This window comes from Kribbella sp. CCNWLW201, from assembly GCF_037203805.1.
In the GTDB taxonomy this organism is placed as follows: Bacteria; Actinomycetota; Actinomycetes; order Propionibacteriales; family Kribbellaceae; genus Kribbella.
The window spans coordinates 302,456-327,255 of the sequence record NZ_JBBCBQ010000007.1 but is presented as its reverse complement, the minus strand read 5'-3'; the positions used below and the strand labels follow the sequence as shown (position 1 = coordinate 327,255).

Annotated in this window: 16 protein-coding genes and 1 pseudogene; 9 read left to right on the top strand and 8 right to left on the bottom strand. The window is 68.0% G+C overall.

Annotated features, from left to right (window positions below):
- Nucleotides 1-81 precede the first annotated feature (81 nt).
- The 4 genes from V9K99_RS27725 to V9K99_RS27710 all read left to right on the top strand — a co-directional run bounded on the left by V9K99_RS27725 (nucleotide 82) and on the right by V9K99_RS27710 (nucleotide 9,749).
- Nucleotides 82-5,457, top strand: coding sequence for a ThuA domain-containing protein (locus tag V9K99_RS27725; protein ID WP_337006704.1), 5,376 nt, complete (start codon nucleotides 82-84; stop codon nucleotides 5,455-5,457).
- A gap of 220 nt (nucleotides 5,458-5,677) precedes the next feature.
- On the top strand, nucleotides 5,678-6,679 hold the full coding sequence (locus V9K99_RS27720) for a sugar phosphate isomerase/epimerase family protein (protein WP_337006702.1): 1,002 nt from the start codon (nucleotides 5,678-5,680) through the stop codon (nucleotides 6,677-6,679).
- Nucleotides 6,680-6,748: 69 nt separating this feature from the next.
- The gene (locus tag V9K99_RS27715; protein ID WP_337006700.1) at nucleotides 6,749-7,480 is read left to right on the top strand and encodes a YqjF family protein; all 732 of its coding nucleotides are present in this window, start codon (nucleotides 6,749-6,751) and stop codon (nucleotides 7,478-7,480) included.
- 145 nt (nucleotides 7,481-7,625) lie between these two features.
- Nucleotides 7,626-9,749 carry a DUF222 domain-containing protein gene (locus V9K99_RS27710; RefSeq protein ID WP_337006698.1) on the top strand — a complete coding sequence of 708 codons (2,124 nt, stop codon included), beginning with the start codon at nucleotides 7,626-7,628 and terminating at the stop codon, nucleotides 9,747-9,749.
- Nucleotides 9,750-10,532: 783 nt separating this feature from the next.
- Here V9K99_RS27710 and V9K99_RS27705 read toward each other — a convergent pair.
- Nucleotides 10,533-11,363, bottom strand: coding sequence for a hypothetical protein (locus V9K99_RS27705; RefSeq protein ID WP_337006696.1), 831 nt, complete (start codon nucleotides 11,361-11,363; stop codon nucleotides 10,533-10,535).
- 96 nt (nucleotides 11,364-11,459) lie between these two features.
- On the opposite strand from V9K99_RS27705, the gene V9K99_RS27700 reads away from it, so the two are divergent.
- Complete coding sequence (locus V9K99_RS27700) at nucleotides 11,460-11,957, top strand: MarR family winged helix-turn-helix transcriptional regulator (protein ID WP_337006694.1); 498 nt, start codon at nucleotides 11,460-11,462, stop codon at nucleotides 11,955-11,957.
- A gap of 168 nt (nucleotides 11,958-12,125) precedes the next feature.
- Here the strand turns inward: V9K99_RS27700 and V9K99_RS27695 are convergent, their stop codons facing one another.
- The 4 genes and pseudogenes from V9K99_RS27695 to V9K99_RS27680 form a co-directional block, all read right to left on the bottom strand.
- Entirely contained in the window at nucleotides 12,126-13,127 is a 1,002-nt protein-coding gene (locus V9K99_RS27695) for an ABC transporter permease (protein ID WP_337006693.1), read from the bottom strand.
- Nucleotides 13,124-13,976 (bottom strand): annotated as a pseudogene (locus V9K99_RS27690) (ATP-binding cassette domain-containing protein); the annotation flags it as partial. The pseudogene V9K99_RS27690 and the gene V9K99_RS27695, both read right to left, overlap by 4 nt.
- Nucleotides 13,977-14,019: 43 nt before the next feature.
- Nucleotides 14,020-14,418, bottom strand: a complete 399-nt coding sequence (locus tag V9K99_RS27685; protein ID WP_337006691.1) for a GntR family transcriptional regulator — start codon at nucleotides 14,416-14,418, stop codon at nucleotides 14,020-14,022.
- A 292-nt stretch (nucleotides 14,419-14,710) separates the two neighbouring features.
- A complete protein-coding gene (locus V9K99_RS27680) occupies nucleotides 14,711-15,508 on the bottom strand; it encodes a GNAT family N-acetyltransferase (protein ID WP_337006690.1) in 798 nt (265 codons plus the stop codon).
- 143 nt (nucleotides 15,509-15,651) lie between these two features.
- Here V9K99_RS27680 and V9K99_RS27675 point away from each other — a divergent pair, with 143 nt between their 5' ends.
- Complete coding sequence (locus V9K99_RS27675; protein WP_337006689.1) at nucleotides 15,652-17,490, top strand: rhamnogalacturonan lyase; 1,839 nt, start codon at nucleotides 15,652-15,654, stop codon at nucleotides 17,488-17,490.
- Between the two features lie 37 nt (nucleotides 17,491-17,527).
- On the opposite strand, the gene V9K99_RS27670 is transcribed toward V9K99_RS27675, so the two are convergent.
- Together V9K99_RS27670 and V9K99_RS27665 are read right to left on the bottom strand one after the other, a co-directional pair.
- Complete coding sequence (locus V9K99_RS27670; RefSeq protein WP_337006688.1) at nucleotides 17,528-18,106, bottom strand: GNAT family N-acetyltransferase; 579 nt, start codon at nucleotides 18,104-18,106, stop codon at nucleotides 17,528-17,530.
- Nucleotides 18,107-18,115: 9 nt separating this feature from the next.
- Nucleotides 18,116-18,928, bottom strand: a complete 813-nt coding sequence (locus V9K99_RS27665; protein ID WP_337006687.1) for an SGNH/GDSL hydrolase family protein — start codon at nucleotides 18,926-18,928, stop codon at nucleotides 18,116-18,118.
- 35 nt (nucleotides 18,929-18,963) lie between these two features.
- On the opposite strand from V9K99_RS27665, the gene V9K99_RS27660 reads away from it, so the two are divergent.
- The 3 genes from V9K99_RS27660 to V9K99_RS27650 all read left to right on the top strand — a co-directional run bounded on the left by V9K99_RS27660 (nucleotide 18,964) and on the right by V9K99_RS27650 (nucleotide 22,961).
- The gene (locus V9K99_RS27660) at nucleotides 18,964-19,398 is read left to right on the top strand and encodes a cupin domain-containing protein (RefSeq protein WP_337006686.1); all 435 of its coding nucleotides are present in this window, start codon (nucleotides 18,964-18,966) and stop codon (nucleotides 19,396-19,398) included.
- A gap of 128 nt (nucleotides 19,399-19,526) precedes the next feature.
- Nucleotides 19,527-19,979, top strand: a complete 453-nt coding sequence (locus V9K99_RS27655; protein ID WP_337006684.1) for a DUF4383 domain-containing protein — start codon at nucleotides 19,527-19,529, stop codon at nucleotides 19,977-19,979.
- A 21-nt stretch (nucleotides 19,980-20,000) separates the two neighbouring features.
- Nucleotides 20,001-22,961, top strand: a complete 2,961-nt coding sequence (locus V9K99_RS27650) for a sacsin N-terminal ATP-binding-like domain-containing protein (RefSeq protein ID WP_337006683.1) — start codon at nucleotides 20,001-20,003, stop codon at nucleotides 22,959-22,961.
- Here V9K99_RS27650 and V9K99_RS27645 read toward each other — a convergent pair.
- Nucleotides 22,952-24,742 carry a BTAD domain-containing putative transcriptional regulator gene (locus V9K99_RS27645; protein WP_337006682.1) on the bottom strand — a complete coding sequence of 597 codons (1,791 nt, stop codon included), beginning with the start codon at nucleotides 24,740-24,742 and terminating at the stop codon, nucleotides 22,952-22,954. The two genes, V9K99_RS27650 and V9K99_RS27645, sit on opposite strands and share 10 nt — an antisense overlap.
- Between the last annotated feature and the right edge of the window lie 58 nt (nucleotides 24,743-24,800).

Here is a 24,800-nt window from a genome sequence, read left to right as displayed (position 1 = left end):
CACGGGACTTGTAGTAGCTGGGGTCTTTCCCGCCCCGGACTGATGGAGCGCGCGCCTTATCCGACCCATGAGGAGCTCCGCATGATCCAGCTACGCAGGCACGGCACGGTGATTCGTGCGCTCGTGCTCGCCCTGATCGCGTCACTACTGGTCGTGTTGCCGGCCCGGGCTCATCCCGGCCACGGTGACGAGACCTTCAACGCCCTGATCTTCAGCAAGACCGCCGGGTTCCGGCACGACTCGATCCCGGCCGGCATCCAGGCGATCACCGAACTCGCGGCGGCGAACAACTTCACCGTCACAGCGACCGAGGACGCGTCGATGTTCAACGACACCGAGTTGGCCAAGTACGAGGTGGTCATCTGGTTGTCGTCGACCGGCGACGTACTGAACGCGGACCAGCAGGCCGCCTTCGAGCGGTACATCCGGGCCGGCGGCGGGTACGCCGGTGTGCACGCCGCGTCGGACACGGAGTACGACTGGCCTTGGTACGGACAGCTTGTCGGCAGCTACTTCGACAGCCATCCACCGGGTACGCCGACCGGTACGGTGAAGGTGGAGGACCACGCGCACCCGTCGACCGCGGAAGCGCCGACGAGCTGGCAGCGCACGGACGAGTGGTACAACTACCGCACCAACCCGCGTGACAAGGTCCACGTGCTCGCTTCGCTCGACGAATCGTCGTACACGGGCGGGAACATGGGCCCGGAGCACCCGATCACCTGGTGTCAGGACTACGACGGTGGCAGGGCCTGGTACACGGGCATGGGGCATACGATCGCGTCGTACGCCGAACCGGCCTTCCGTCAGCTGCTGCTGGGCGGGATCAAGACTGCCGCCGGTGTGCAGGCCGCGGACTGTGGTGCGTCGCTGAGTGACAGCTACCAGAAGGTGACGCTGGACGACGACACGTCGAACCCGATGGAGCTCGCGATCGCGGGTGACGGCCGGGTGTTCTACATCGACCGGAACGGCGCGGTGAAGATCGTCAAGCCGGACGGCTCAGTCGTCACTGCCGGGACGTTGAACGTCTACACCGGCCAAGAGTTCGGGCTGCTCGGTATCGCGCTGGATCCTTCGTTCTCTGACAACGGGTTTGTCTACCTGTACTACTCCCCGGCGGGCACTGAGCCGTTCGACCGGGTCTCGCGATTCAAGGTGACTGGTGACACGCTTGAACTGGCGAGTGAGCAGCAGGTACTGCGGATCGACACGCAACGGGATCAGTGTTGTCATGCGGGTGGTGCGCTGGAATTCGATGGTGAGGGCAACCTTTTCGTTGCCACCGGCGACAACAGCAATCCGTTCGACTCCGACGGGTACACGCCGATCGACGAGCGGACCGGACGGGCCGCCTGGGACGCGCAGCGGAGTGCTGCCAACAGCAACAACCTGAACGGGAAGATCCTGCGGATCCACCCCTCACCCGACGGGTCGTACACGATCCCGGCCGGCAACATGTTCCCGCCGGGGACGGCGAAGACGCGGCCGGAGATCTACGCGATGGGCTTCCGGAACCCGTTCCGGATCGGGATCGACCCGGCCACGAACCACCTGTTCGTCGCGGACTACGGACCGGACGCGGGTGCGGTGTCGCCGACGCGCGGGCCGGACGGACGGGTCGAGTGGGACATCCTCGACAAGCCCGGGTTCTACGGGTGGCCGTACTGCGTCGGCAACAACACGCCGTACAACGACCATGACTTCGCGACCGGGACGTCCGGTGCTGTGTTCAACTGCAACGCTCCCGTCAACGAGTCGCCGAACAACACCGGCATCACGCAGTTGCCGGCAGCGATCCCCGCGACGATGTGGATGGGCAAGTCGACGACCGGCGTACCGGAGATCGGTGGCAGTGGCGCGCCGATGACGAGTGGTGCGTATCGGTTTGACGCTGACAGTGCGTCGGACCGGAAGTGGCCGGCGTACTTCGACGGCAAGGCGGTGTGGGCGGACTGGAACGACAGCCGGCTGTTCTCGGTGCAGCTGAACGACGACCGCAGCGGTGTGGCCGACGTGTCGCGGATGCTGCAGAAGTTGAGTTTCGTCCGGCCGCATGCGCTGCAGTTCGGACCGGATGGTGCGTTGTACGTGATCGAGTGGGGGAGTGGGTTCGGCGGGAACAACGCCGACTCGGGGATCTACCGGATCGACTATGTGCAAGGAAATCGGGCGCCGATCGCGCAGTTCAGCACGGACAAGACGTCCGGGCCGGTGCCGCTGACGGTCGCCTTCGACTCGACCGGTTCGCGGGATCCGGACGGGCAGCCGATCACGCTGGCCTGGGACTTCGATGGCAACGGTACGACGGACAGCACCGAGGCCAAGCCGTCGTACACCTACACGACGCCCGGCGTCTTCACGGCCCGGCTGACGGTGAGCGATCCCGACGGGCGTACGGCGGTGTCGAACCGGACGATCACCTCCGGGAACACGGCGCCGACGATCACCGTGGAGGCTCCGGTCAATGGTGGGTTCTTCGACTTCGGCGACACCATCCGCTACAAGGTGACGGTGACCGATCCCGAGGACGGGGTGGTCGACTGCAATGACGTGATCACGCAGCCGGCGCTCGGGCATGACGAGCATGCGCACGGCTATGAGCAGTACCGCGGCTGCGAGGGGATCTTCCCGCTGGCAGGCGACCAGGGGCATGTCGGCGCGAACATCTTCGGCATCGTCACCGTGACGTACACGGACAAGGGCGCGCCGGGGTCCGGGCCGATCACCACGCAGAAGGTTGTGCAACTGCAGCCGAAGACGCGGGAGGCGGAGTACTTCAGCGAGACCGGGGGACCGGGTTCGACGCCTGGCGTGCAGGTCGAGGACACCGGTGACGTGCTGGGTGGCGGGAAGAACATCGGGTGGATCGAGGACGGCGACTGGTGGGGCTGGAAGCCGACCAACCTGACCGCGATCGATCAGATCCAGTTGCGGGCGGCTTCTCCTGACGCCGGTGCGACCGTGCAGGTTCGTCAGGGATCGCCGACGGATGGTCCGGTGGTGGCGACGATTCAGGTGTCGCCTACAGGTGGGTGGCAGACGTACGGCGACTTCACCGGTTCGGTGACCGGTGCTTCGTTGGAGAGTGGGCCGCTGTACTTCGTCAAGACGACCGGGCAGCTCAACGTCAACTGGGTTCGCTTCCTCGGCAAGGGGGTCACGGAGAACCAGCGGCCGGCGGTGACTGCGTCGGCGTCCGTGACTCAGGGCAAGGCACCGTTGCAGGTCGACTTCACGGCCGCTGCGACCGATCCCGAGGGTGACCTGCCGTTGTCCTACGCGTGGAGCTTCGGCGACGGTGCGGTTGGGACTGGGGCGTCGGTGAGTCACACGTTCACGGCGGCTGGGACCTTTGCCGTCAAGGTTTCCGTGACAGATGCCCGGGGTGCAGTGGGCACGTCGACCGTCACGGTGACTGTGGATTCGCCGTCGTTGCCGGCCTGTCTGACCGGGCGATCCGACGGGTTCGACGGTACGGCGCTGGACACCGGGCGATGGTCCGCCGTTGTCCGGGGCAACCAGGAGCTGTCGGTTGCTGATGGCAAGCTGTCGATCCCGCTGACGGCGACGGACATTTACGGGACGGGCAACTCGGGTACGCCGAACATCGTGTTGCAACCGTTGCCGGCCGGTCCGTGGCAGGCGACGACGAAGCTCACGTTGCCGGCCCGGCTGGCGTATCAGCAGGCCGGGTTGATCGTGTACGGCGACGACGACAACTACGCGAAGATGGTTCTTCAGGGCCGGTCGACCGGAGCACCGTCGGCGGCGGACCGGATCTTCCAGTTCATTCGCGAGGAAGCGGGCGCACCGAACGAGGTCGCCGGGTCGAACACGGCCAACCTGGGTGCGTCGTACCCGGACACCGTGTGGGTGCGGTTCACCTCGGACGGGTCGTCGTTGAAGGCGTCGTACAGTGCTGACGGCGCAACCTTCACCGAGATGCCGGAGACCAAGCAGTTGGCCGGGATCTCGAATCCGCGGATCGGGCTGTTCGGGCTGACGAACCGGGCCGAGGCGTTGCCGATCACGGCGACGTTCGACCACTTCGTCATCACGCCCGACGACACCGCCGAGCAGCCGGCCCCGGACGACGAGTTCGCGGGTACGACGCTGGACGCATGCCGGTGGTCGGCCGTCGTACGTCCTGATCCGGCGGCGTTCCGGGTGACTGGTGACGCTCTCGAGATCGACACCAGCAAGGGCGACATCTACGCGGGTACGGCGACGAACCCGCGCAACCTGATGCTGCAGCCGGCGCCGGACGGGGACTGGACAATCGAGACGAAGGTGGATGGGTCGGCGTTCAACGAGCGGTACCAGCAGGCCGGGTTGATGGTGTACGCCGACGACGCCAACTACGTGAAGCTCGACTACCTGACCACCAACGCAGCCGGGTCCACGGTGACGCGAGGGCTGGAGCTGCGGAGCGAAGTCGGCGACGTGGTTCAGTCACCTCAGCCCAATGCACCGGCGCCCACGCAAGGGATCTGGCACCTGCGGATCTCCAAAACCGGCTCCACTTTCACAGGCTCTTACAGTGCGGACGGCCTGGCGTGGACCGCGTTGCCGGCCGTGACGAACACTGCCCTGTCTGCCGCGAAGTTCGGTGTGTACGCCTTCGGGGCGGATCAGGTTGCGTCGAAGACGACCCGCTTCGACTACTTCAAGCTGGTCCGGGACACGGTCGCTCCGTCGGTCAATCTGTCGCTGAACCCGTCGACGCCTTCTGGGCTCGCCGGGTGGTGGATCGATCCGGTGGTTGCTACTGCGATGGCGACGGACGATCAGGCCGGGCAGGTGTATCTGGAGCAGAAGGTTGGTGCCGGTGACTGGTCCGAGTACACGGCACCGGTGACGCTATCCGCCGACGGGACACACACGCTTCAGGTGCGCGCGAGTGACACCGCCGGGAACGTGTCGCCGCCCGAGTCGGTCACAGTGAAGATCGACCGAACACCGCCAACCATCGCGCTCACGGGTCTGTCACCCAACGGCTCTCTCGGCGTAGCCACGGTCGTCTCAGTCGCAGCGTCCACAGCGGATGCCTTGTCCGGTCCGGGCGCGGTGACACTGACCGTCGACGGCCAACCATCCACCGGCCGCGTCGACGGCGTAGCTCTCGGTCTCGGCCCTCATGCGCTGACGGCTTCCACAGCCGATGTCGCAGGCAACAAGTCCGTGACCACGATCCCGTTCACGGTCGTTGCGTCGTACCCCGAAGCCGTCAAGCTGGTCGATCGGTTCCGAGCTGAAGGGAAGGTATCGGCGGCAACCGCCAAGGTGCTGAAAGTCCAACTGGGCTTGGCAGCTGAAGCGGTGCGTCGTGGTCGGGACGGCGTAGCGGCGGTTGCTCTCGACTTGTACCTCGCCAAGGCCCGCACGGTCCAAGACGTTGCCGCCCGCACCTTGCTGATTGCGGTGGGCAATGACCTGAAGGGCCGGCTGGCCTGATGACGTCGCCGTGGGAGATCGCCTTTCTGTCACCTGCCGCCGCCCCGGCTGGTTCGGCCCCATCCAGGGCACCCGGCAGTGCGGCCTCCCACGGCCGGCGGGGACCCCGGCGCCGCTCTGCGCTCCAGGCGCCGCCGGGGACACCCGGCTCCCTCGATCACCAGTCCGCCCCGGCTGGACGCCGTACCGGAAGAAGTTGTTCGACAAAGGAGTAGAGGACATGGCTCGACCGATCACCCTGTTCACCGGCCAGTGGGCCGACCTGCCGTTCGAGGAGGTGGCCCGGCTGGCGTCCTCGTGGGGGTACGAGGGGCTGGAGATCGCCTGCTGGGGTGACCATCTCGACGTACGGCGTGCCGCCGAGGACGACACGTATGTCCGCGACCGGATGGACATCCTGGAGAAGTACAACCTCAAGGTGTGGACGATCTCCAATCACCTGCTCGGCCAGGCTGTCTGCGACGATCCGATCGACCAGCGGCACCAGGCGATCCTGCCCGCACACATCTGGGGCGACGGCGATCCCGAGGGCGTCCGGCAGCGTGCGGCCGAGGAGATGAAGACGACCGCCCGGGCGGCCCGTGCGCTCGGCGTCGACGTGGTCGTCGGGTTCACCGGTTCGTCGATCTGGAAGACGGTCGCGATGTTCCCACCGGTGCCGCCGGCCATGATCGAGGCGGGCTACAAGGACTTCGCGGACCGGTGGAATCCGATCCTGGATGTGTTCGACGAGGTCGGCGTACGCTTCGCGCACGAGGTACACCCGTCGGAGATCGCGTACGACTACTGGTCGACCACCGCGACCCTGGAGGCGATCGGGCACCGGCCCGCGTTCGGGCTCAACTGGGACCCGTCGCACTTCGTCTGGCAGGACCTCGACCCGGTCGGCTTCCTGTGGGACTTCAAGGACCGGATCTACCACGTCGACTGCAAGGACGCGAAGCGCCAGGTCGGCAACGGCCGCAACGGCCGGATGGGTTCGCACCTGGCCTGGGGCGACCCGCGCCGCGGCTGGGACTTCGTGTCCACCGGCCACGGTGACGTCCCCTGGGAGGCCTGCTTCCGGATGCTGAACACGATCGGGTACGACGGCCCGATCTCGGTCGAATGGGAAGACGCCGGGATGGACCGCCTGGTCGGCGCCGCCGAAGCCCTCCAGTTCGTCCGCTCCCTGGCCTTCGACCCACCCACCGCCTCCTTCGACGCCGCCTTCTCTTCCTGACCAGCTCCTGGAGGTCTCCGACACCAGCTCGGAGACCTCCAGGGCGTCTCTGGCCTTACGCTCGATGCCATGAGTGCTGCGACCTGGCCCGAGGCACCCACGCTTCGCCGCCCCCGGATCCTGCGGCAGTGGTGGCTCGATCTGACCTTCCTGCACTGGGCCGTCGAGCCGTCGTCGGTCGCGCACCACCTTCCGCCCGGCACCCGGCCGGACACGTTCGAGGGAAGCACGTACGTCGGCCTCGTGCCCTTCCGGATGATCGACACCGGCCTGCCCCACGGACCCGCCGTACCGTACTGGGGCACCTTCCTGGAAACCAACATCCGCCTGTACTCCATCGACTCCTCAGGCCGCCGCGGCGTCGTCTTCCTCAGCCTGGACGCCGACCGCCTGGCCGTCGTCGCGACAGCGCGGATGGTGTTCGGCCTGCCATACCGCTGGGCCCGCATGACACACGTTGCTGACGGCAACCACCACACCTACACCTCGACCCTCCGCTGGCCGGGTGTGCGGGCGGCCGGCGCCGTCGCCGTGCGGGTCGGGCCACGGTTGGAGCCAGGCCCGCTGGAGCACTTCCTCACCGCCCGCTGGGGCCTGCATACCCACCGAGCCGGTCGCACCTGGTACCTCCCCAACCACCACCCACCCTGGCCCCTCCACACAGCAGAACTGCTCGCTTTCGAAGACCAAGGCCTCCTGTCCTCACTAGGCCTGCCGGTGCTCGAGCGGCGACCGGACCACATCGCCTACAGCCCAGGTGTCCCCGCCGAGTTCGGCCTGCCGTTCCGCTGCGAGTCCTGAAAGTTGCCAAGAGCAACGATTGTCGGCGTCCGCCACCATTGTCCACAACCTCATCCGCCTGTGGACAATCCGCGATACCATACCCCCTTGAAAATAACGGCTTCTGGGTTTGAAACTGTCGGTGGGGCTGCCTAGAGTTGTCGGTATGGAACTCCTGGACGGGCGGCCGGTGTGGTCGATGAGCGGCGGCGAAGCGCTGACCGAGCTCGACCTGGTCGACGATGTGGTCGCCCGTCTGGCGACGCGCCGGCTGCAGCTGGTCGCCCGGGTCGACGAGACCGGTCACGCCGAGGAGATCGGTGCCCACGACACCGCCCGTCTGCTGTCGTTTCGCTACCGTCTGGACAGTGTCGAGGCGCACCGTGATGTCCGCCTGGCGCGTGCACTGGCTAAGTACCCGGCCGTGTCCGACGCCCTGCCCGACACAACTGCGCCGTTCCCAGGCGCCGAACCCACCGACACCACCACCGACGCGGCCCAGGCCGCCGCCGACGATGACGGTGTCGCGGACGACGTCTCCGGTGACGCTGGCATGCAGCCGGTGCGCCCGCTGTGCCCGGCCCAGGCTCAGGCGATCGTGTGGGCGCTGGAGCGTGTCGCGGCCAGGGTCCCGCCGGAGCATCTGGCCGTGGCCGAGGAACAGTTGGTCGGCCTCGCCAGGCACCTGTCGCCGGGCCAGCTCCGCAAGGCCGGCAAGGAGATCGGTGACCTGCTGGACAGCGACGGCCCCGGTCCCGACGAGGACAAGGCCTACGCCCGCGAGTCGCTGACCTTGGCGAACGCGGAGAACGGGGTGAAGTTCCGCGGTTTCCTGGCCAACGAGAACGCCGAACTCCTCCGCGGCCTGGTCCACGCTGGCGCCCGCCCCCACAAAACCATCGACGGCGAACTAGACCCCCGCCCCCGCGACAAGCGCCAAGCCGACGCCCTAACCACCGCCCTAACCATCGCCGCGACAGCCACCGACACCGGCCACACCCCGCCCACCACCCGCACCAACCCCGGCGAGGCGACCGCAGCCACCGATCCCACCTGCGCAGCAACCGGCGCCACCCGCTCCTCCGCCAAAACCACCCTCGACGGTCCGATCACTGACACAGCCGGAGCCGACACCGCGTCCGCTGCACCTGATGCCGCCGCCACGGCCACCGATCCCGCCGCCGCATCCGGCGACACCGCCGGGACCGCCGGAGTTGGCGGCACTGCTGGACCTGGTGGGGGGTGGGTGCCGGGGTTCGGGGCGAAGGCGAACATCACCGTTACCATCGACTTCAACGACCTCAAGGCCGCCACCGCCGACGCGACCGGTCAACTCGTGTACGGCGACGCGCTCTCGGCCGCCGCGATCCGCCGCCTCGCCTGCGACGCCACCATCATCCCGCTCGTACTCGGCTCGAACTCCGAACCACTCGACGTCGGCCGCTCCGAACGCCTCGTCAACCGAGCGATGCGCCGCGCCCTCAACGCCCGCGACAAAGGCTGCGTCGTCTGCGGCGCACCACCCATCCAGTGCGACGCCCACCACGTGCAGTCATGGATCGACGGCGGCCCCACCGCCATCTCCAACCTCGTCCTGCTCTGCCGCCGCCACCACATCGACCTGCACCACGGCCACTGGACCATCACCATCACCAACGACACCGTCCACGTATCCCGCCCCACCTGGGCCGACCCACCACCCATTACACGCCGCCACGCCCAAACGCACCCGCCTACCCAAACGCCAGTCGCCGGTGACCAAGCACCCATCGACATCGACGTCGGCCCTCCGCCACTGTCAGGCACGCCAGCCGAACCGGAAACCAGCAGCGCCGCAGTCCGGTCTGCTCTGGGCTCAATGCCGGGCGCGTTGGCACGGGACGGCTCGCCAGCTGAGTCCGATGCAGCCGATTGCGCGCCCAGTTCGCCGCCACCAAACGGCACCCCAACCCGCGCCGTTCCGACTGGGGTTGCCGATCCCCGTCCACCCACCGGGAGGGCCGGTGAGCGCGACCCCTGGGACGATCCCGCCAGTAGCCCTTGGCGAGGGTTCCGGCCGGCGCAGTCTGACGGTGAGACTGGGTCCTGCGCTGACAATGCGGACGGGGTCAGCGCGGTCGCGAATGCTCGACTCGACCCTTGGGGCGAGTCCGAGATCCTCGCGGAGGCTCCGCGACGCAACCGTTGGGCTAACGAGGGAACCCGTGAGGAGGCGGCCCGCTTCGCGGTCTGGGGCGACACGGCCCGGAAGGGCGAGCCAATCGGCGCCTCGCCACCGCCCGCCAGCTGAAGCCCGGCGATAGGTCAGGAAACCGATCGCGGCATGACTGCGGAGCTGGCATCTGCATGCGCGGTCCGCCGAGGAAGTTGACGACGTGCGTGTTCCATTCGTGGAAGTGGGACGCCCGGTTCCCGCGATGTCGTTCGCGCCGGGGCGGTCGCCGTACGTCGCAATGGCGACGGGCAAGTGGGCTTCCACGCCCGATGATCGGGCTGGATCCCAGCAAGTTGCAGTGTCTGGCATGCGAAGGTCCTCCGCCGGTTCGTCGGCGGGGATACCTGGTAGACCGAGCTCGGCCTCGCCTGACATCCGCTGCAGACGCGCCTTCACCCCCAGCCCGCAGCGGTCCTGGTGCATCGGCAGCGGACGGGAAGGCGCCGGAATCGCGGCGGCGGTGCCGGGCGCAACCGCCAAACCGCCGACTTCGCCCGGTCGCCGTTCCGGCCGATCGCCGTTCCGGCCGATCGCCGATTCCGGCCGATCGCCGTTCCGGCCGATCGCCGTTCCGGCCGATCGCCGTTCCGGCCGACTGCTGTTCCGTCCGACCGCCGACTCCGCCGGGTGCATCCGCCAAACCGCCGATTCCGCCCGACCGCCGTTGGGGCCGACCTCCGGTTCCGGCCGACCGCGGACTCCGGCGGGTTGTCGAGCGCGGTGCCTCCGTCGACTGTGTCGGGCCGTGGAGCGCGGGATGCGTCGCCGAGCGCTGAGCTCGGCGGCGCATCGGCCGGGATCGGGGTCGTTGTGTGCGATGCCGGGGGATGTGCTTGGAGGCGGTTGTGTTGTCGGCTGTCAGTTCATCAGGTCGGCGGTTTGTTTGGTGATGAACGTCAGCCCGACCTGGTTCGACCAGCGGTTGACTTCGGTGGCAAGCGCTCGCGAACCGGCTGCGTCGCCTTCGTCCCGGAGCAGGACAGCCAGCAGTGTTTGCTGGGCGAGGGCCCCGAGGAGGTGGCCTACTTTCTGGCGGAGTTCGGTTGAGCGTTCCCATTGTGCGCGGGCGAGTTCGAGGTTGCCGGCGGTGTGGGAGTGGTCGCCCAGGTGGCGGAGGGCCAGGGAGGCCAGAAGGTCGTCGGCGGCTCGCTCGCCGAGTTCCAAGGTGGCGGTGAAGTGGGTGAAGGCAGCGTCGGGATCGTCGCGGAGGTTGTCGGCGATCACGCCCGCGTAGAAGGAAGCCGACCCGCGGCGAGCGTCGTCAGGTGCTTCGTCGCGTAGCTGTTCGGCGCGCTTGGCCAGTGCGGCTGCGGTGGTTTGGTCGCGAGCTTCTGACGGGTCGCGGGGTGCGTTCGGATCGGGCGTGCCGGACGTGGCCGGGGTCGAGTGGAACAGCGCGTTCGAGTAGTCCTTGCGTAGGTGCAGCATTGCGAGGTCCCAGCTAGTTGTTGCATCGGGCAAGGTTTCCAGCAGCCGCGCGACGGCCGCGAGTTCGGCCGTGGCGTGATCTGTTTGCTGGGCGAAGTCCTGGTCTACGGCGACCTCGGCGAGGGCCAACGCCAGGGCAAGCTGGTCGGCTTGGTCGTCAGGGGTTGCGGCGCGGAGGAGGTTGGCCGCGGCGATCCATTGGGCGGCGCGCATCAGGTGGGTGGCGGCGGTGATGACCGCGGGTACGGCGAGCTGGGCCATGGGATGTCCTCACGGGTGAGCAGTGACTGTGCTCGCAGAGTATTTCGACATCGAAATATTTGACAACTAACCTTCAGTCGATGAAAAGTTAGACGGGTGAAGGATTCGGTGGATGACCATGTCGACCTCTGGGCCAACGAGTTGCCTGGATTGGATCGGCGGGTCGAGGGGATCTCGGTCCGGTTGCAGGTGCTGACGAAGTACCTGGATCGGCACCGGGACGCGGTGCTGGCGGAGTTTGGCCTGCAATGGTGGGAGTTCAAGACGCTCCACATGCTTCGTCGCGGAGGTACGCCGTACCGGGCGACTCCGGGGGAGTTGGCCAAGCAGCTCGGCATGTCGGCGGCCGCGCTCACCAATCGCCTGGATGCGCTCGAGAAACGCGGCTACGTCGAACGCACCCACGACCGAGACGACCGGCGCAAGGTGGTCGCCTCCCTCACCCCCGCCGGCCACAAGGTCTGGGAGCAGGGCATCGACGAGATCCAACGCGTCGAGGAGAACCTCATCCACGAACTCTCCTCCAGCGACCGCATCCGCCTGGAGTCCCTCCTCCGCCGCTTGGTCCAGGCCGCTGAGCGAGAATCCAGCTGAGATCCGGACGTAGCGCTCTCATGAACACCCTCGGAGGTGTTCATGAGAGAGGCTCGTCAGGTCCCCAGGTCCGGTGGGAGGGCCCTGGCGACGGCAGCCCCTCCGGGCGCCTGAGCCTGGTCCTGCTGTCGCTCTGCGGAGGTGGTCCCGCGCGAGCGCGGCGGGTGGTCAGGAGATGCGGCGTCGGACGCGATGTACTGCAAGGATAATCAGGACCACGGTCAGGGCGAGGAAGATGGTGGTTTCGATTGTTTGGAAGAGCCAGAATCTGTTGGCTGGCTGGTAGATCTGCAGGTTGTAGAGGCCGTCTTGGCAGCCCTCTGGCATTGGGCCTGCCGGTGTCGGGCTCGGGGGCGGTGATTCGGCGCGGCAGGAGCGTTGCTGGTTCGCCGCGACCTGTACGCCGGACGAGTCGTAGATGCCGACGCGGATGATCCAGTCGCCGTTGAGCTGGTTCGGCTCGACAGTGCTGGTGACGGGGAACTTGCGTTCGCGTTGTGCCAGGAAGTGCGGCCGCGCGACTCCGGCGACCAAGAGCCGTGCGGCGAGGAAGCCGACCAACGTGGTCGCCATCGAGGTCATCACGTTCCTGGTCACAGTGCCGGCGAAGATGCCGAGCGCGACCGCGAACAGCGTGTACCCGATCGGCACGATTCCCTGCTGGTCGAAGATCAGAACCGTGAAGCGGCTGCCGTTGGCCCCGTTGAGCGGCCGGATCCACCAGGTCATCAGCAGCGTGTAGCCGACTGCGATGGCAAGGCAGCCCGCCCCGACCAGGCCGAACTTGACCAGTGCCCAGCGCAGTCTGCTGACCCCCTGGGTCCAGACCAGCCGGTGAGTCCCGTGCTCGACCTCGCGGGCGACCAGCGGCGCACCGAGGAACAACCCGACCAGCAGCGGCAGCACAGCGAACACGACGGCGAGCGGCTGCAAGTAGCCGAACCGGGCCAGGAACTGATTCGCGAGCTCACCGCAGTCGGTCTGCGAATAGTCGCCGACAGCAACGAATTCGGCGTCGCCGGTACGACGGAGGCAGTCGGCCAGGCCGCTGTCGGTGAAGACGTCGTGCATTGTGCGGCCGGTCGGTACGATCAGCGCTGCGATCGCGACCAGGCCGAGCAGCACGAACACCACTTGCTTGCGGTGCTGCCGCCAAGTCATCCAGATCATGACGTCAGATCCATCCCGAGCGGAGCCGGTCCAGGCAGCTTTCCCGCGGACGGCTCGGCGAGGTAGGCGAGCACCAGGTCCTCGAGGCTGAGGTCGCGGATAGTCCACGCGGGGTCGAGGATCGGCCCGTCGGTGCGCACCAACATGGTCGTCTGTTTGTCGGTGTGGCTTTCCCGGATGACAGCCGCCACACCAGCAGGAGACCCCGCGCGACGCGGACCGATCAACACCTTGTGCTCGGCCACCAGATCCTCGACAGCGCCGATCACCTGCACCCGCGACTCTTGCAGCACGATCAGGTAGTCACAGACACGTTCGAGGTCGGCGACCAGATGCGATGACAGCAGGACGGTCGTTCCGTCGTCCGCAACGGCGCCCATCAATGCCTGGAGGAACTCGCGCCGTGCCAGTGGGTCGAGGCTGGCCACCGGCTCGTCCAGGAGCAGGAGCTCGGGGCGTTTGGCCAGTGCGAGAGCCAGCGCCACCTGGGCCCGCTGGCCGCCGGACAGCTTGCCGACCTTGCGATCGAAGGGGATCCGCAGCCGCTCGAGGCGGCCGGCCGCGAGCTCGGAATCCCACCGCTGGTTGAGCTTCTGGCCCATCTTGAGCAGATCCGGCACGGTGAAATCCGGGTACATCGGCGCATCCTGGGCGACGAACCCGACCTGTGTCAGCAGTCCTTTGTCGGCGGCCGGCGTACGCCCGAGAACCCGGACCGATCCGGCGTCCGGCCGGAGCAATCCGACCGCGAGGTGCAGGAGCGTCGTCTTACCCGCGCCGTTCGGGCCGACCAGGGCGGCGACCCGGCCGGCTGGAATCCGCAGCGAGCAGTCCCGCAAGGCCCAGGTCCGGCCGTACCGCTTACCCAGGCCGGTGGTCTCGAGCGTCGTACTCATGCCTGCTCTACCCCCTCCTGAAACGTCGCCCGCAACGTCGTCTCGACCAGGGCCACGATGTCCTCCTGGTCCAGGCCCGCGGTCGCGGCCCGGTTGAGCCAGCCGACCAGTTCGTGCCGGAGCGCGGCCTGATTCGCCAGCGACGGACCGGCCAGCGACCGGGTCACGAACGTGCCGACACCCGGGCGCGCGGAGACCAGCCCTTCGAGCTCCAGTTGCCGGTACGCCTTCAGTACGGTGTTCGGGTTGATCGCCAGGGCCTCGGCGACCTCCCGCACGCGCGGCAACTGGTCGCCCGGGTCGATCAGGCCGAGCCTTAGCGACTGCCTGACCTGCTGCACGAGCTGCATGTAGGTCGCGACCTTCGAGTGACCGTCGAGGTGGAACTCGATCACGCCACACCTCCCTATTGTCCTACTCAAGTAAGACAATAAGACAAGGGGAGCGATGTCAAGATGCCGCGATCTGTTCCGACGTCCACGTGTAGGCACCCACCAAGCGGTGCCCCGATCCGGAGGACGGACAGATGGAACCCCTCAACCTGATGGTCTCCCTGAGCCACTTCGCCAACCCCAAGCGCACCATCCCCCCGAAGCCCAAGCGCCGCGCGAAAGCCAACCCAGCCGCGCGGCACCGCGCAACCACCGCCCGTCGAGCCCTTCACTGGCTCCGCACGACAACGGCCCGCTAGCCGCCGGGGGTGTGGACCCAGGGGGTGGTTGTGGTGACCGGGAGGAAGCCGAGGCGTTGGAGGATGGGGGAGCTGTTGTCGGAGGCGTCGACCTGGAGGTACTTGTAGCCGAGTTCGATGGCTCGGGCGGCACGGACTGCGACCAGGGCTTTGTAGATGCCTCGGCCGCGCCAGTCGGGGAGGGTTGAGCCGCCCCAGAGGCCGGTGAAGTCGGTGCCTGGTTTGTAGACGGCCCAGGCTGCGGAGACGACCTGCCCCGCGGCTTCGGCTACGTAGATGTCCGTGTGGCCGCTGGTGTGGTGTCGTACCAGCTCGTCGGTCAGCCAGGACCAGTCCTCGCCCCAGACGGAGGACTCCATCGCGGCGATGCGTTCGAAGTCGTTCCGATCGGTTGTCAGGCGTACGACGACGCCGTCGACGGAATCGCGGCCGCGGAGGCGTTCGGCGATGGCTGCGCTCTCGGCGATGAGGATGGTCTCTTCGTCCTCGGGTACGAAGCCGGCCGCACGCAGTCGATCCGGAAGGTCCGCCGGCAGGTCGTGGCCGCGCAGCTTCCATTCGACCGCCTGGCCCTTGGCGGCGAAGTAGTCCCGCTGCCGCGCGATCAGCGCGTCCAGCTCAGCGCCGTCGAGGCCCGCGAGCGAGCGGTAGCTGACGAAACCCCGGCTCGGGTACTCGACCCGAATGACCGGCCCGTCCTGGCTTGTCGGTACGTCGGCGCCCTCGCTCGCGCCACGCAGTTGCTCGTCGTACGCCGCCAGCAACGCGGCAGCCTGCTCACTCGTAGACGTCACCGGAGGACTTTGACACGGCGGCCGGTCCGGCGCGCGGTGATTTTTGAACGATTCACCCTGAGTAGCACTATTGACACGCAAAGAGACGTCTTCTACGGTTTCGGGAAACGCTTTCCAGTCCCCGCCCACACTGGATGGTCACGATGAAACGTCTCAACTCTGCCCGCGCGACTTTGGTCGCGATCACCACCCTCGCCGCCGGACTCACCGCAGTCCACGCGCAGGCCAAACCCACAGCCGAACCCCCGGCACCTGCGGCCCTCAACAGCCTCGTCCCCACTGACACAGCCAATCTCGGCCGCGGCCTGGTGAGCCTGCGGACGGCGAAGGGCAATTTCCTGTCCTGGCGGTTGCTGCACGACGACCCCGCCGGGATCGAGTACGCCGTCTATCGCGACTCCACCAGGATCGCGACGACCAAAGTCACCAACTACCTCGACGCCGGCGCCCCGGCCACCGCGCGCTACAGCGTTCGTCCGCTGGTCGGCGGTCTGGAAGCGAAGGCCGCCGACGGTGAAGTGTCGACCCTGGCGACCAGCCAGGACGTGCCGATCCAGGAGCCGGCCGGCGGTACGACGCCCGACGGTGTCGCCTACACCTACACGGCCAACGACGCGTCCGTCGCCGATCTCGACGCCGACGGTGCGTACGAGATCGTCCTGAAATGGGATCCGACGAACGCGAAGGACAACTCGCAGGCCGGGTACACCGGCAACGTCTACCTCGACGCGTACGAACTCAACGGCACCCGCAAATGGCGGATCGATCTCGGTCGCAACATCCGCGCTGGTGCGCATTACACGCAGTTCCAGGTCTTCGACTACGACGGTGACAACCGCGCGGAGGTCGCGGTGAAGACCGCGGACGGCACCCGTTCCGGCACCGGCCAGGTGATCGGCGACGCCAACGCCGACCACCGGAACTCGTCCGGCTACATCCTCACGGGTCCCGAGTACCTGACGGTGTTCAGCGGCGTCACTGGTGAGACGCTCGCGACCGCCAACTACGTCCCGCCGCGCGGCACCGTTTCCTCGTGGGGCGACTCGTACGGCAACCGAGTCGATCGGTTCCTTGCGGGTACGGCGTACGTCTCAGGGACGCGGCCGAGCATCATCGAGGCCCGCGGCTACTACACCCGGTCGGTGATCTCCGCGTGGGACTACGCGAACCGGACGTTGACCCGGCGCTGGACGTTCGACAGCAGTAGCTCGACCAACGGATCGGCATGGACCGGGCAGGGCAACCACCAGTTGTCCATCGCCGACGTGGATAGCGACGGCCGTGACGAGATCATGTACGGCTCGATGGCGATCGATGACAACGGCAACGGTTTGTGGACCAACGGTTTGGGCCACGGAGATGCGTACCACGTCGGCGATCTGGTGCCGAGTCGCGCCGGACTCGAGGTTTACAAGCCGTCCGAGGACAGTTCGAAGCCCGCTGACTGGGTGGCGGACGCGCGGACCGGCCAAACGCTGTGGCGTGCGGCGTCGTGCGGTTGCGACAACGGCCGTGCCGTCGGTGATGACATCTGGTCCGGGAACGCCGGTGCCGAGGTGTGGTCGTCAGCGGTCGGCGGGTTGCGGTCGGCAACGAACGGTGCGCAGGTCGCCAGCCGCAAGCCCGGGTCGACGAACTTCGTGATCTGGTGGGACGGCGACCGGCAACGAGAGTTGCTGGACGGCACCCACATCGACAAGTACGGCACCGGCGGCGACACCCGGTTGCTGACGGCAAGCGGCGTACATTCCAACAACGGAACCAAGGCCACGCCCGCGTTGCAGGCCGACATCCTCGGCGACTGGCGCGAAGAGGTCATCTGGCCGACGACGAACGACACGGCGTTGCGGATCTACTCGACCACCGACTCGACGAGCATCTCGCACGTCTCCCTGATGCAGGACCGCATGTACCGCCTCGCCGTGGCCTGGCAGAACACCGGCTACAACCAACCACCCCACGCCAGCTTCCTCAACCCCTGAGCTACCCCGGGAGAGGCGTCTGAACAGGCGCCTCTCCTCAGTGGGGCGGGCGGTACATGGCGTAGTGGATGGGGCCGCGGTGGGGGAGTTCCAGTTCGGCGGTGACGGTGAAGCCGAGGGACTCGTAGAAGTTGATGTTGGCCGGCTCCGCGGTTTCGGTGAACGCGGGCGAGTGCTCGGCGTCGGCGGCGGCCAGTCCGGGGGCGATGACGGCTCGGCCGAGGCCGTGGCGCTGACGGTCCGGATCGACGCCGACCAGGCCGAGGAACCAGACCGGCTCGCTCGGCCGGAAGATGCCCATCGCCTGCTCGCATTCCTTGGCGAGCTCCGCCCGCGAACCCGCGAGCTTCACGAACTCGTCGGCGTGTGACGCGAACGCGTCCGGGGGAGTGGCCGGCGTGGTCCAGACGGCGACCGCGCTGGCGTCGTCGGTGACCCAGACGCGGCCGTGCGGCAGACCGATCCCGGTCAGGAAGAGCCGCTGGTACTGGGTGAGTCGGTCGAGGTAGCCCACCGGGTCGAGGCCCAGCCGGGTCATCGGGTAGTCCTCGAAGGCGCGGGCCAGGGTGCGGACCGCCGCGTCGACGTCCTGTTCTGATGCCTGCCGCACCTCCATGGTCCGAGCTTACGTTTTCAGCGTCCGCAGGATCAGGTCTGCGACGGCTCGCATACCGGCTGCGTTCGGGTGGTAGGGCACGACGCCAGGTCGTAGGCGGAACCCGGTTGTCCAAGGCTCGGCCGACCCGATCGCGTGGTCCCGGCTCGCGGCCGACGCGGCGACCAGGTCGGCCCCGGTGATCGCGGCCGCTTTGGCGAAGGCGGCGGCGAGGCCGTGGGCCATCAGGGCGATGCTGGGCAGTTGCTCCTCGTTCAGGGGTACGTCGAGACGCGGCCGAGTGCTCGGTCCGACCAGAGTCAGGTAGTCGACGAGCACGATGCGCGCTGCCGGAGCCCGCTCCCGGACCCGCTCGACGACGGTGACGAGGGAATCGGTGACGGCCTGGTAGGCGGCGTCGTCCTTGAGGTAGCTAACCCGGGCGCGGATCCGGTTCGCGACCCGGCGGCCGAGCAGGGTCGCGGGTTTGGCGAGGGTGTTGAGCATGCTGCCCCGGCTGAACGTCCCGACGTACTCGAGATCGTTGCCTCCGGCAGTGATCGTGACCAGGGCGGTGTCGGGTCCGACCGCGTCGAGCTGCGGAGGTGCGTCGTCCTGCGGGGTGTCGAGGAGGTTCGCGGTGGTCGCGCCGGAGTAGGAGACGTCGACGAGGTCGAGGCCGAGTTCGGCGGCGACCAGGTGCGGGTAGTTGCTGCCCGAACGTCCCGCCGCCTTGTGCACGATCGGGCTGATTCCTGGGCCTGCGGCGTACGAACTGCCGAGGGCGACGTACCGACTGCCGGGTGGGATCACCGGACCACGATAGCCGCGACCTGCCACCATGACTCCACAACCCTGCAGAGGAAAGGAAATCACTCATGCGCGGAGCCACTCGGGGAGCCCTGGCCGGCACACTCGCGGTCGCCTCTCTCGCCCTTGGACCGGTGGTCGCCGAGGCCACTCCCGGGTCCGGGGTCAGCGGCACGATCCTGGCGCAGACCACGATCGGCGGGAAGGACTACATCCTGCGCGAGATCACCATCCAGCCGGGCGGTACGACGGGATGGCACTACCACGACGGCACGCTGTACGCCTTCGTCAAGGCGGGCACCCTGACGCACTCGGAGCACACCTGTGAGACCGACGGTGTCTACCAGGCCGGTGCCGCGTTCACCGAGCCGAGCGGCTCCGACCACGTCCACATCGGCCGCAACCTCGGCTCCAAGCCACTCGTTCTCGAGGTCCTCTACGTGAACCCGGCCGGCAGCCCGCTGTCCGAAGACGCACCCAACCCAGGCTGTTCGTTCCAGTAGGACCTTCCCGATCGGGCCGATTTCGTTACCTAAATTTGCCCCGGATCAGCAGGTGATCAGGCCATCCCGAGGGGTACTGGCGGAGTGCCGGACGGTCCGGTGGCAACACGGGGAAGGAGTTGGTCGTGATGGCTGACGCACAAGCTGGGCGGCTGACGGCGACGACGATCCAGAAGGCCGCAATGGCCGTGGCCGTGGTGTTCCTGCTGGTCGGGGTGCTGGGGTTCGTCCCCGGCGTCACCACGGATTACGACACAATGACCTTCGGTGGTCACGAATCGGATGCCATGCTGCTGGGCATCTTCCAGGTTTCGGTGCTGCACAACATCGTGCACCTGCTGTTCGGCGTGGTCGGGCTGCTGGCGGCGCGGACGTTCTCCGGTGCGCAGGCGTTCCTGATCGGCGGGGGCGTCGTGTACGCCGTGCTGTGGATCTACGGACTCGTGATCGACCACGACAGTTCGGCGAACTTCGTGCCCGTCAACACCGCGGACAACTGGCTGCACCTGATTCTCGCGGTCGCCATGATCGCCCTCGGTGTGCTGCTCGGCCGGCGTACGGCGGTGGCACCCGGGCAGTAGGCGGTTGACATACTGCACGGCGTGACTGACGACGAGTTCGGTACGGCGGGGATTCGTGAGCGGGTGCTCGCCGGGTGGTCGGCGGCACCTGTGCGGTTTCGGGAGGACGCGAACGCCGAGGAGGATCTCGCGCTCGGAGGGTACGTCGACCGCGTCGTCGTCGAGCTGGCTCAGAACGCGGCCGACGCCGCTGCACGGGCCGGCGTGGCCGGGCGCGTGCTGTTCTCACTGCAGCACAGCACGCTGGTGGTTGCGAATACCGGTGCGCCGTTGACGGCTGAAGGAGTCGAGTCACTGGCGACTCTGCGGGCCTCGGCCAAGCGTGACGAGGGGACGGTCGGACGGTTCGGGGTCGGGTTCTCCGCCGTACTCGCGGTGGCGGATGAGCCGGTGATCCTGTCGAAGACCGGTGGCGTGCGGTTCTCGAAGGCTGATACCGCGGCGGCGATTGCGGGGCTGGGGTCTGCTGGGCTCGATACAGAGGTACGGCGGCGTGACGGGCAGGTGCCTGTGTTGCGGCTACCGTTCGAGGCTGAGGGGGAGCCGCCGGAGGGGTACGACACCGCAGTCATCCTGCCGCTGCGCGACGAGGCCGCGGCCGAGCTGGTACGACGCCTGCTCGACGAAGCCGGCGATGCGCTTCTCCTGGCGCTCCCCGGTCTCGAACGCATCGAGATCGACACGGTTGAGGGCCGGCGCACCCTGGCGGACGCGGAGTCTCGCTGGCACGTGCACCGCGTGGCCGGCGTCTTCGACGAGCGCGAACGAGAGCAGTTGCTGGCCGATCGTCCGACCGAGGAACGCTCGCGCCCGCAGTGGTCGGTGCTGTGGGCCCTTCCGCGTGACGAGGCCGTCGAACTTCCGGGCGTCGTACAGGCGCCGACGCCGACTGACGAGCCGCTCAGCCTGCGAGCGTTGCTGTTGGCAACATTCCCGTTGGATCCGACCCGGCGGCATGTTGCGCAGGGCCCGTTGACCGATCGGCTGGTGCGGGAAGCGGCAACGGCGTACGCCGAGCTACTCCGGCAACGCGTCGAGGACGGGGACGAGGTGCTCAGCCTGGTGCCGACCGGGCTTGCCGCCGGCGCGTTGGACCGGGCAATCAGGGATGAGATCGTTGCCGTGCTCCCTGGTACGGCGATCCTCCGGGCAGTGGAGGACGGGGCGCTGCTCAGACCGCGCGACGCGGTGGTCGTCGAAGGAGCGGACGAGGCCTTCAACGCCGTACTCGCGCCGATCGTTCCTGGCCTGATCCGATCGAGTCTGCAGTTCCGGACAGCCCTCGACACGCTCCAGGTACGCCGGCTGGAGTTGGCCGAGGTGGTCGACCAACTCGGCGCGGACGAATCTCCCGAGTGGTGGCGCACGCTCTACGCATCGCTCTCCGGCATGGTCACGGACGCGTTGCTTCGCGAGTCCCTGGGCACTTTGCCCGTCCCGCTCGCCGACGGTCGCCTCGTTCGCGGTGTCCGCGGCCTTCTCCTCCCAGGCCCCGAACTACCCACCGATGCCCTCGCCGCCTTCGGTGAGTACGGCGTTCGCATCGTCCACCCCGATGCCGTCGACCCAGCGCTCGAACGACTCGGCGCACTCCCGGCGACGCCACGGACTGTCCTGGAGGACAGCGCCGTACGCACCGCCGTCGAGCACTCGCTGGAAGCCGATGATCCCGACGGGATCGCCCACGCCGTCCTGAGCTTGGTCGCCGCCGACCCGGCGCAAGCCGAAGGGCTGTGGTGGCTGGCCGACCTCGCCCTCAGGGACGACGAAGGCGATCTGGTCCCGGCGAACGCGTTGGTCATCCCCGGGTCCGAGGCCGAGTCCGTCCTCGACGAGGACGAGGTCGCACCGGTCGACCGGGCCTTCCTCGATCGATACGGCCTGCCCGCGCTGGAGGCGGTCGGCGTACTCGCGACCCTCGCTGTGGTCACCGCCTCGGACGTCGCCCTCGACGAGTTGCCGGTCTCGCTCAACGACCTCGACGGCATCGAGGACTGGGCGTACGACGTGGCGCCGGACGGATCCCGGTACGGCGCCCACGTCGGGGAACTCAGCGCGATCCGCGACCTCGACTGGATCACCGACGACGCCTGGCCGCGGGTCCTCGAACTGTTCGGCTCGTCACCCGAGCTCCGCCGGGCTCTGGTGACCCAGGTGCGCGTGGTCGGTCCCGACGATCGCGCACTCGGCGTCCCGTCGTACTCGGCCTGGTGGATCCGCGAGCGCGTACTGCTCGAGGACGGTGAACCCCTGGCCGGGCGGGCCGATCCGGACGCCGATCCGGTCCTCGCGAGCTTCCTCGACGAGGCGCCGGCGTGGACGGCCGGGCTGGATCCCGAGGTGCGGACGGCGGTCGGCCTGGTCCGCGAGGTCGGCGATCTCGATGCCGACGGCATCAGTCTGCTGCTGGAGCGTCTGGCCGATCCGGAGCGCGACGTCGACGAGAGCGAGATCCTGCGGTTGTGGAGTCAGCTCGGCACGCTGTCGGTGTTCCCGGGAGATGCGCCGGAGCAGGTCCGGGTGCTCGCGGACGACGGTATGACCCGGGTCGCCGAGTCCGGCCGGGCGGTGGTCGTCGACGGCCCGATGTGGTTGCAGCGCGACGATCTGGGCGGATTCGTCGTCGCCTCCGGTGCGGCGGCGGACGGGTTGAGCGACCTGTTCGACGTACCGATGGCGCAGGAAGTTGCCCAGGGCAAAATCGACGGCGAGGGTACGGCGGCCGACGTGCCGGCGATCGTGCGCGAACTGGTCCCGGAGGTCCCGCCGACCTGGTGGGAGCACGAGGAGCTCACTGTCGACGGTGTCGAGGTGTCGTGGTGGGTGGACGACGACGGTGCTCCGCATGCGGCGACGTTCGACGGCCTGGCCAAGGCGCTGGCGTGGGCGAGCGGCCGGTGGGACCAGCGGCATGTGATCCGCGCGGTACTCAACGAACCCGACCGCAGCTCCGAACTCCTGGTCGACGCCGCCTACGACTGAGTCAGTTTGCGCAGGGCCGGATTGTCGATGTCGGCGCTCAGCGTCTGCGCGGCGGCGCCGGCCCGCCGGTCGCCGAGCCGGCCGAGATGAAGCTGGGCGTGCACCTGTATCTCCCGCAAGTCACACCGAGCGGCGAGCGAGGAAAGCCTGCCGGCCAAGTGCCGAGCCCGATCGCCGTCGGATTGATCGAGCGCGGTCCCGACGGCCGTGTCGAGTACGTGCGCGTGGACCCACTGATAGCGATCCGGCTCGCGGCTCGCGCGTGTCAGTGCAAGATCGAGCCACTCGGTCGCACCCGGGTAATCGCCCCGACCGGCATGCAGGAGAGCGAGCCCCCGGCCGGCCATGCCTTCCCAGCAGGGATCGTTCAGCTGACAGCCCAACGCCCAGGCCTGCTCGAATCCTTCGGCCGACGTGTCGAGCTTCCCGGCGTACAGATCGAGCTCGGCAGCGAGGGCCTGCGGCCAAGGCAGGAAGGCGATCCAGCGTTCCTGCCGGACGAGGTCGAGGCTCTCGGCCAGGATCCTCGCCGCCTGGCTGTACTCCGACCGCAGCAGATGCGCGCGGCCGACGAGCGACAGTGACCAGGCCTGCTGCCGGTGATCACCACACCGGGCAGCGAGCTCGGCCGATTCACCCAACTGCTCGAAGGCGGCCGGATAGTCGGCCCGGTCGGACGAGTTCATCCCGCGTACGCCGAGAATCGCAGCGCACTCCGCATCGGTCTCGGCGAGTGCCTGGGCCTTGGTCAGCCATTCGTCCCCGGTCGTGCGCCGGCCGGCCTGCACCTCGATGAAGCCCAGTTCGCGCAGAGCCAGCACCGACGTGGCCCGTTCACCGGCTTCGTCGGCGACCATCAGTGCTTCGTGCAGGATGATCGCGCCTTCCTCGTCGTGACCGCGGATCGCGTGTACGAGAGCGCCGCCGAGAGCTGCGAGCGCCCTTGCTTCCAAGGTCTTGTCGTGGCACTGAACCGCGAGTGCGGCGGCCTGCCGCAGACACTGCAGACCGGCATCGACCGCGCCGGCCACGATGGCTGCCCGCCCGGCCTGAAGTTGACTGACGGCTGCGGCCCGACCGCTGAGCGGTGGACCCGGCCGCGGGCCGACCTCCGCGGCTTCGCGGAGCGTCGGGGATACTCCGATGCCGAGCTCGCGGCGGAAGAGGTCCTCGCAGATTGCGGCCTGCCGGAGCGCGCCCACTCGATCGCCTGAGGTCGCCATGCTCCGGATCAGCAGTTCGTGGTTGCCCTGCTCATGCGGATTGATCTCGACCGCCTTTGCGGCAAAGGGAATCGCCGCGGTCGCCTGCCCGGCCGCGAGCAAGGCGATCGCGTTCTGCCGAACCCGCGCTTCGATGGCGCTGGCGACCCGGCGTCGCTCCACCAGCAACCACGACTCGAACTCCGGACAGGACTCCAGATCCACACCATCGAGGAGTTCACCGCCGAGCTTGAGCAACGACTCCGGCGCGGCCGACGGCTCGGTCAGCGTGAGCACATCGATGGTCGTCGTACCGTCGAGCGCGGTGACGACCGGATCGCCGGTCAGCAGATCCGGTACGCCGATCGTGCGGCGGAGCTCGGCCAGCGTCCACCGCAGCGCGCCGAGCGGATCCTCGGCGTCGGCGAAGAACAGCTCGGCGAGGCGGCGCCGGCTGGGCGGCCGCTCGGCCAGCAACAGATAGCCGAGCAGCGCCCACGCCTTCCGCCCACGCGGCTGACGACCCGGCTCCCCGCCGTGCTCGATCACCGGCGGACCGAGCAACCGAATCGTCACCATGATCTCTCCCCCTCCCAAGAGACCAGTGTGGACCCCTAGGGCACGACTCCCAATTCCC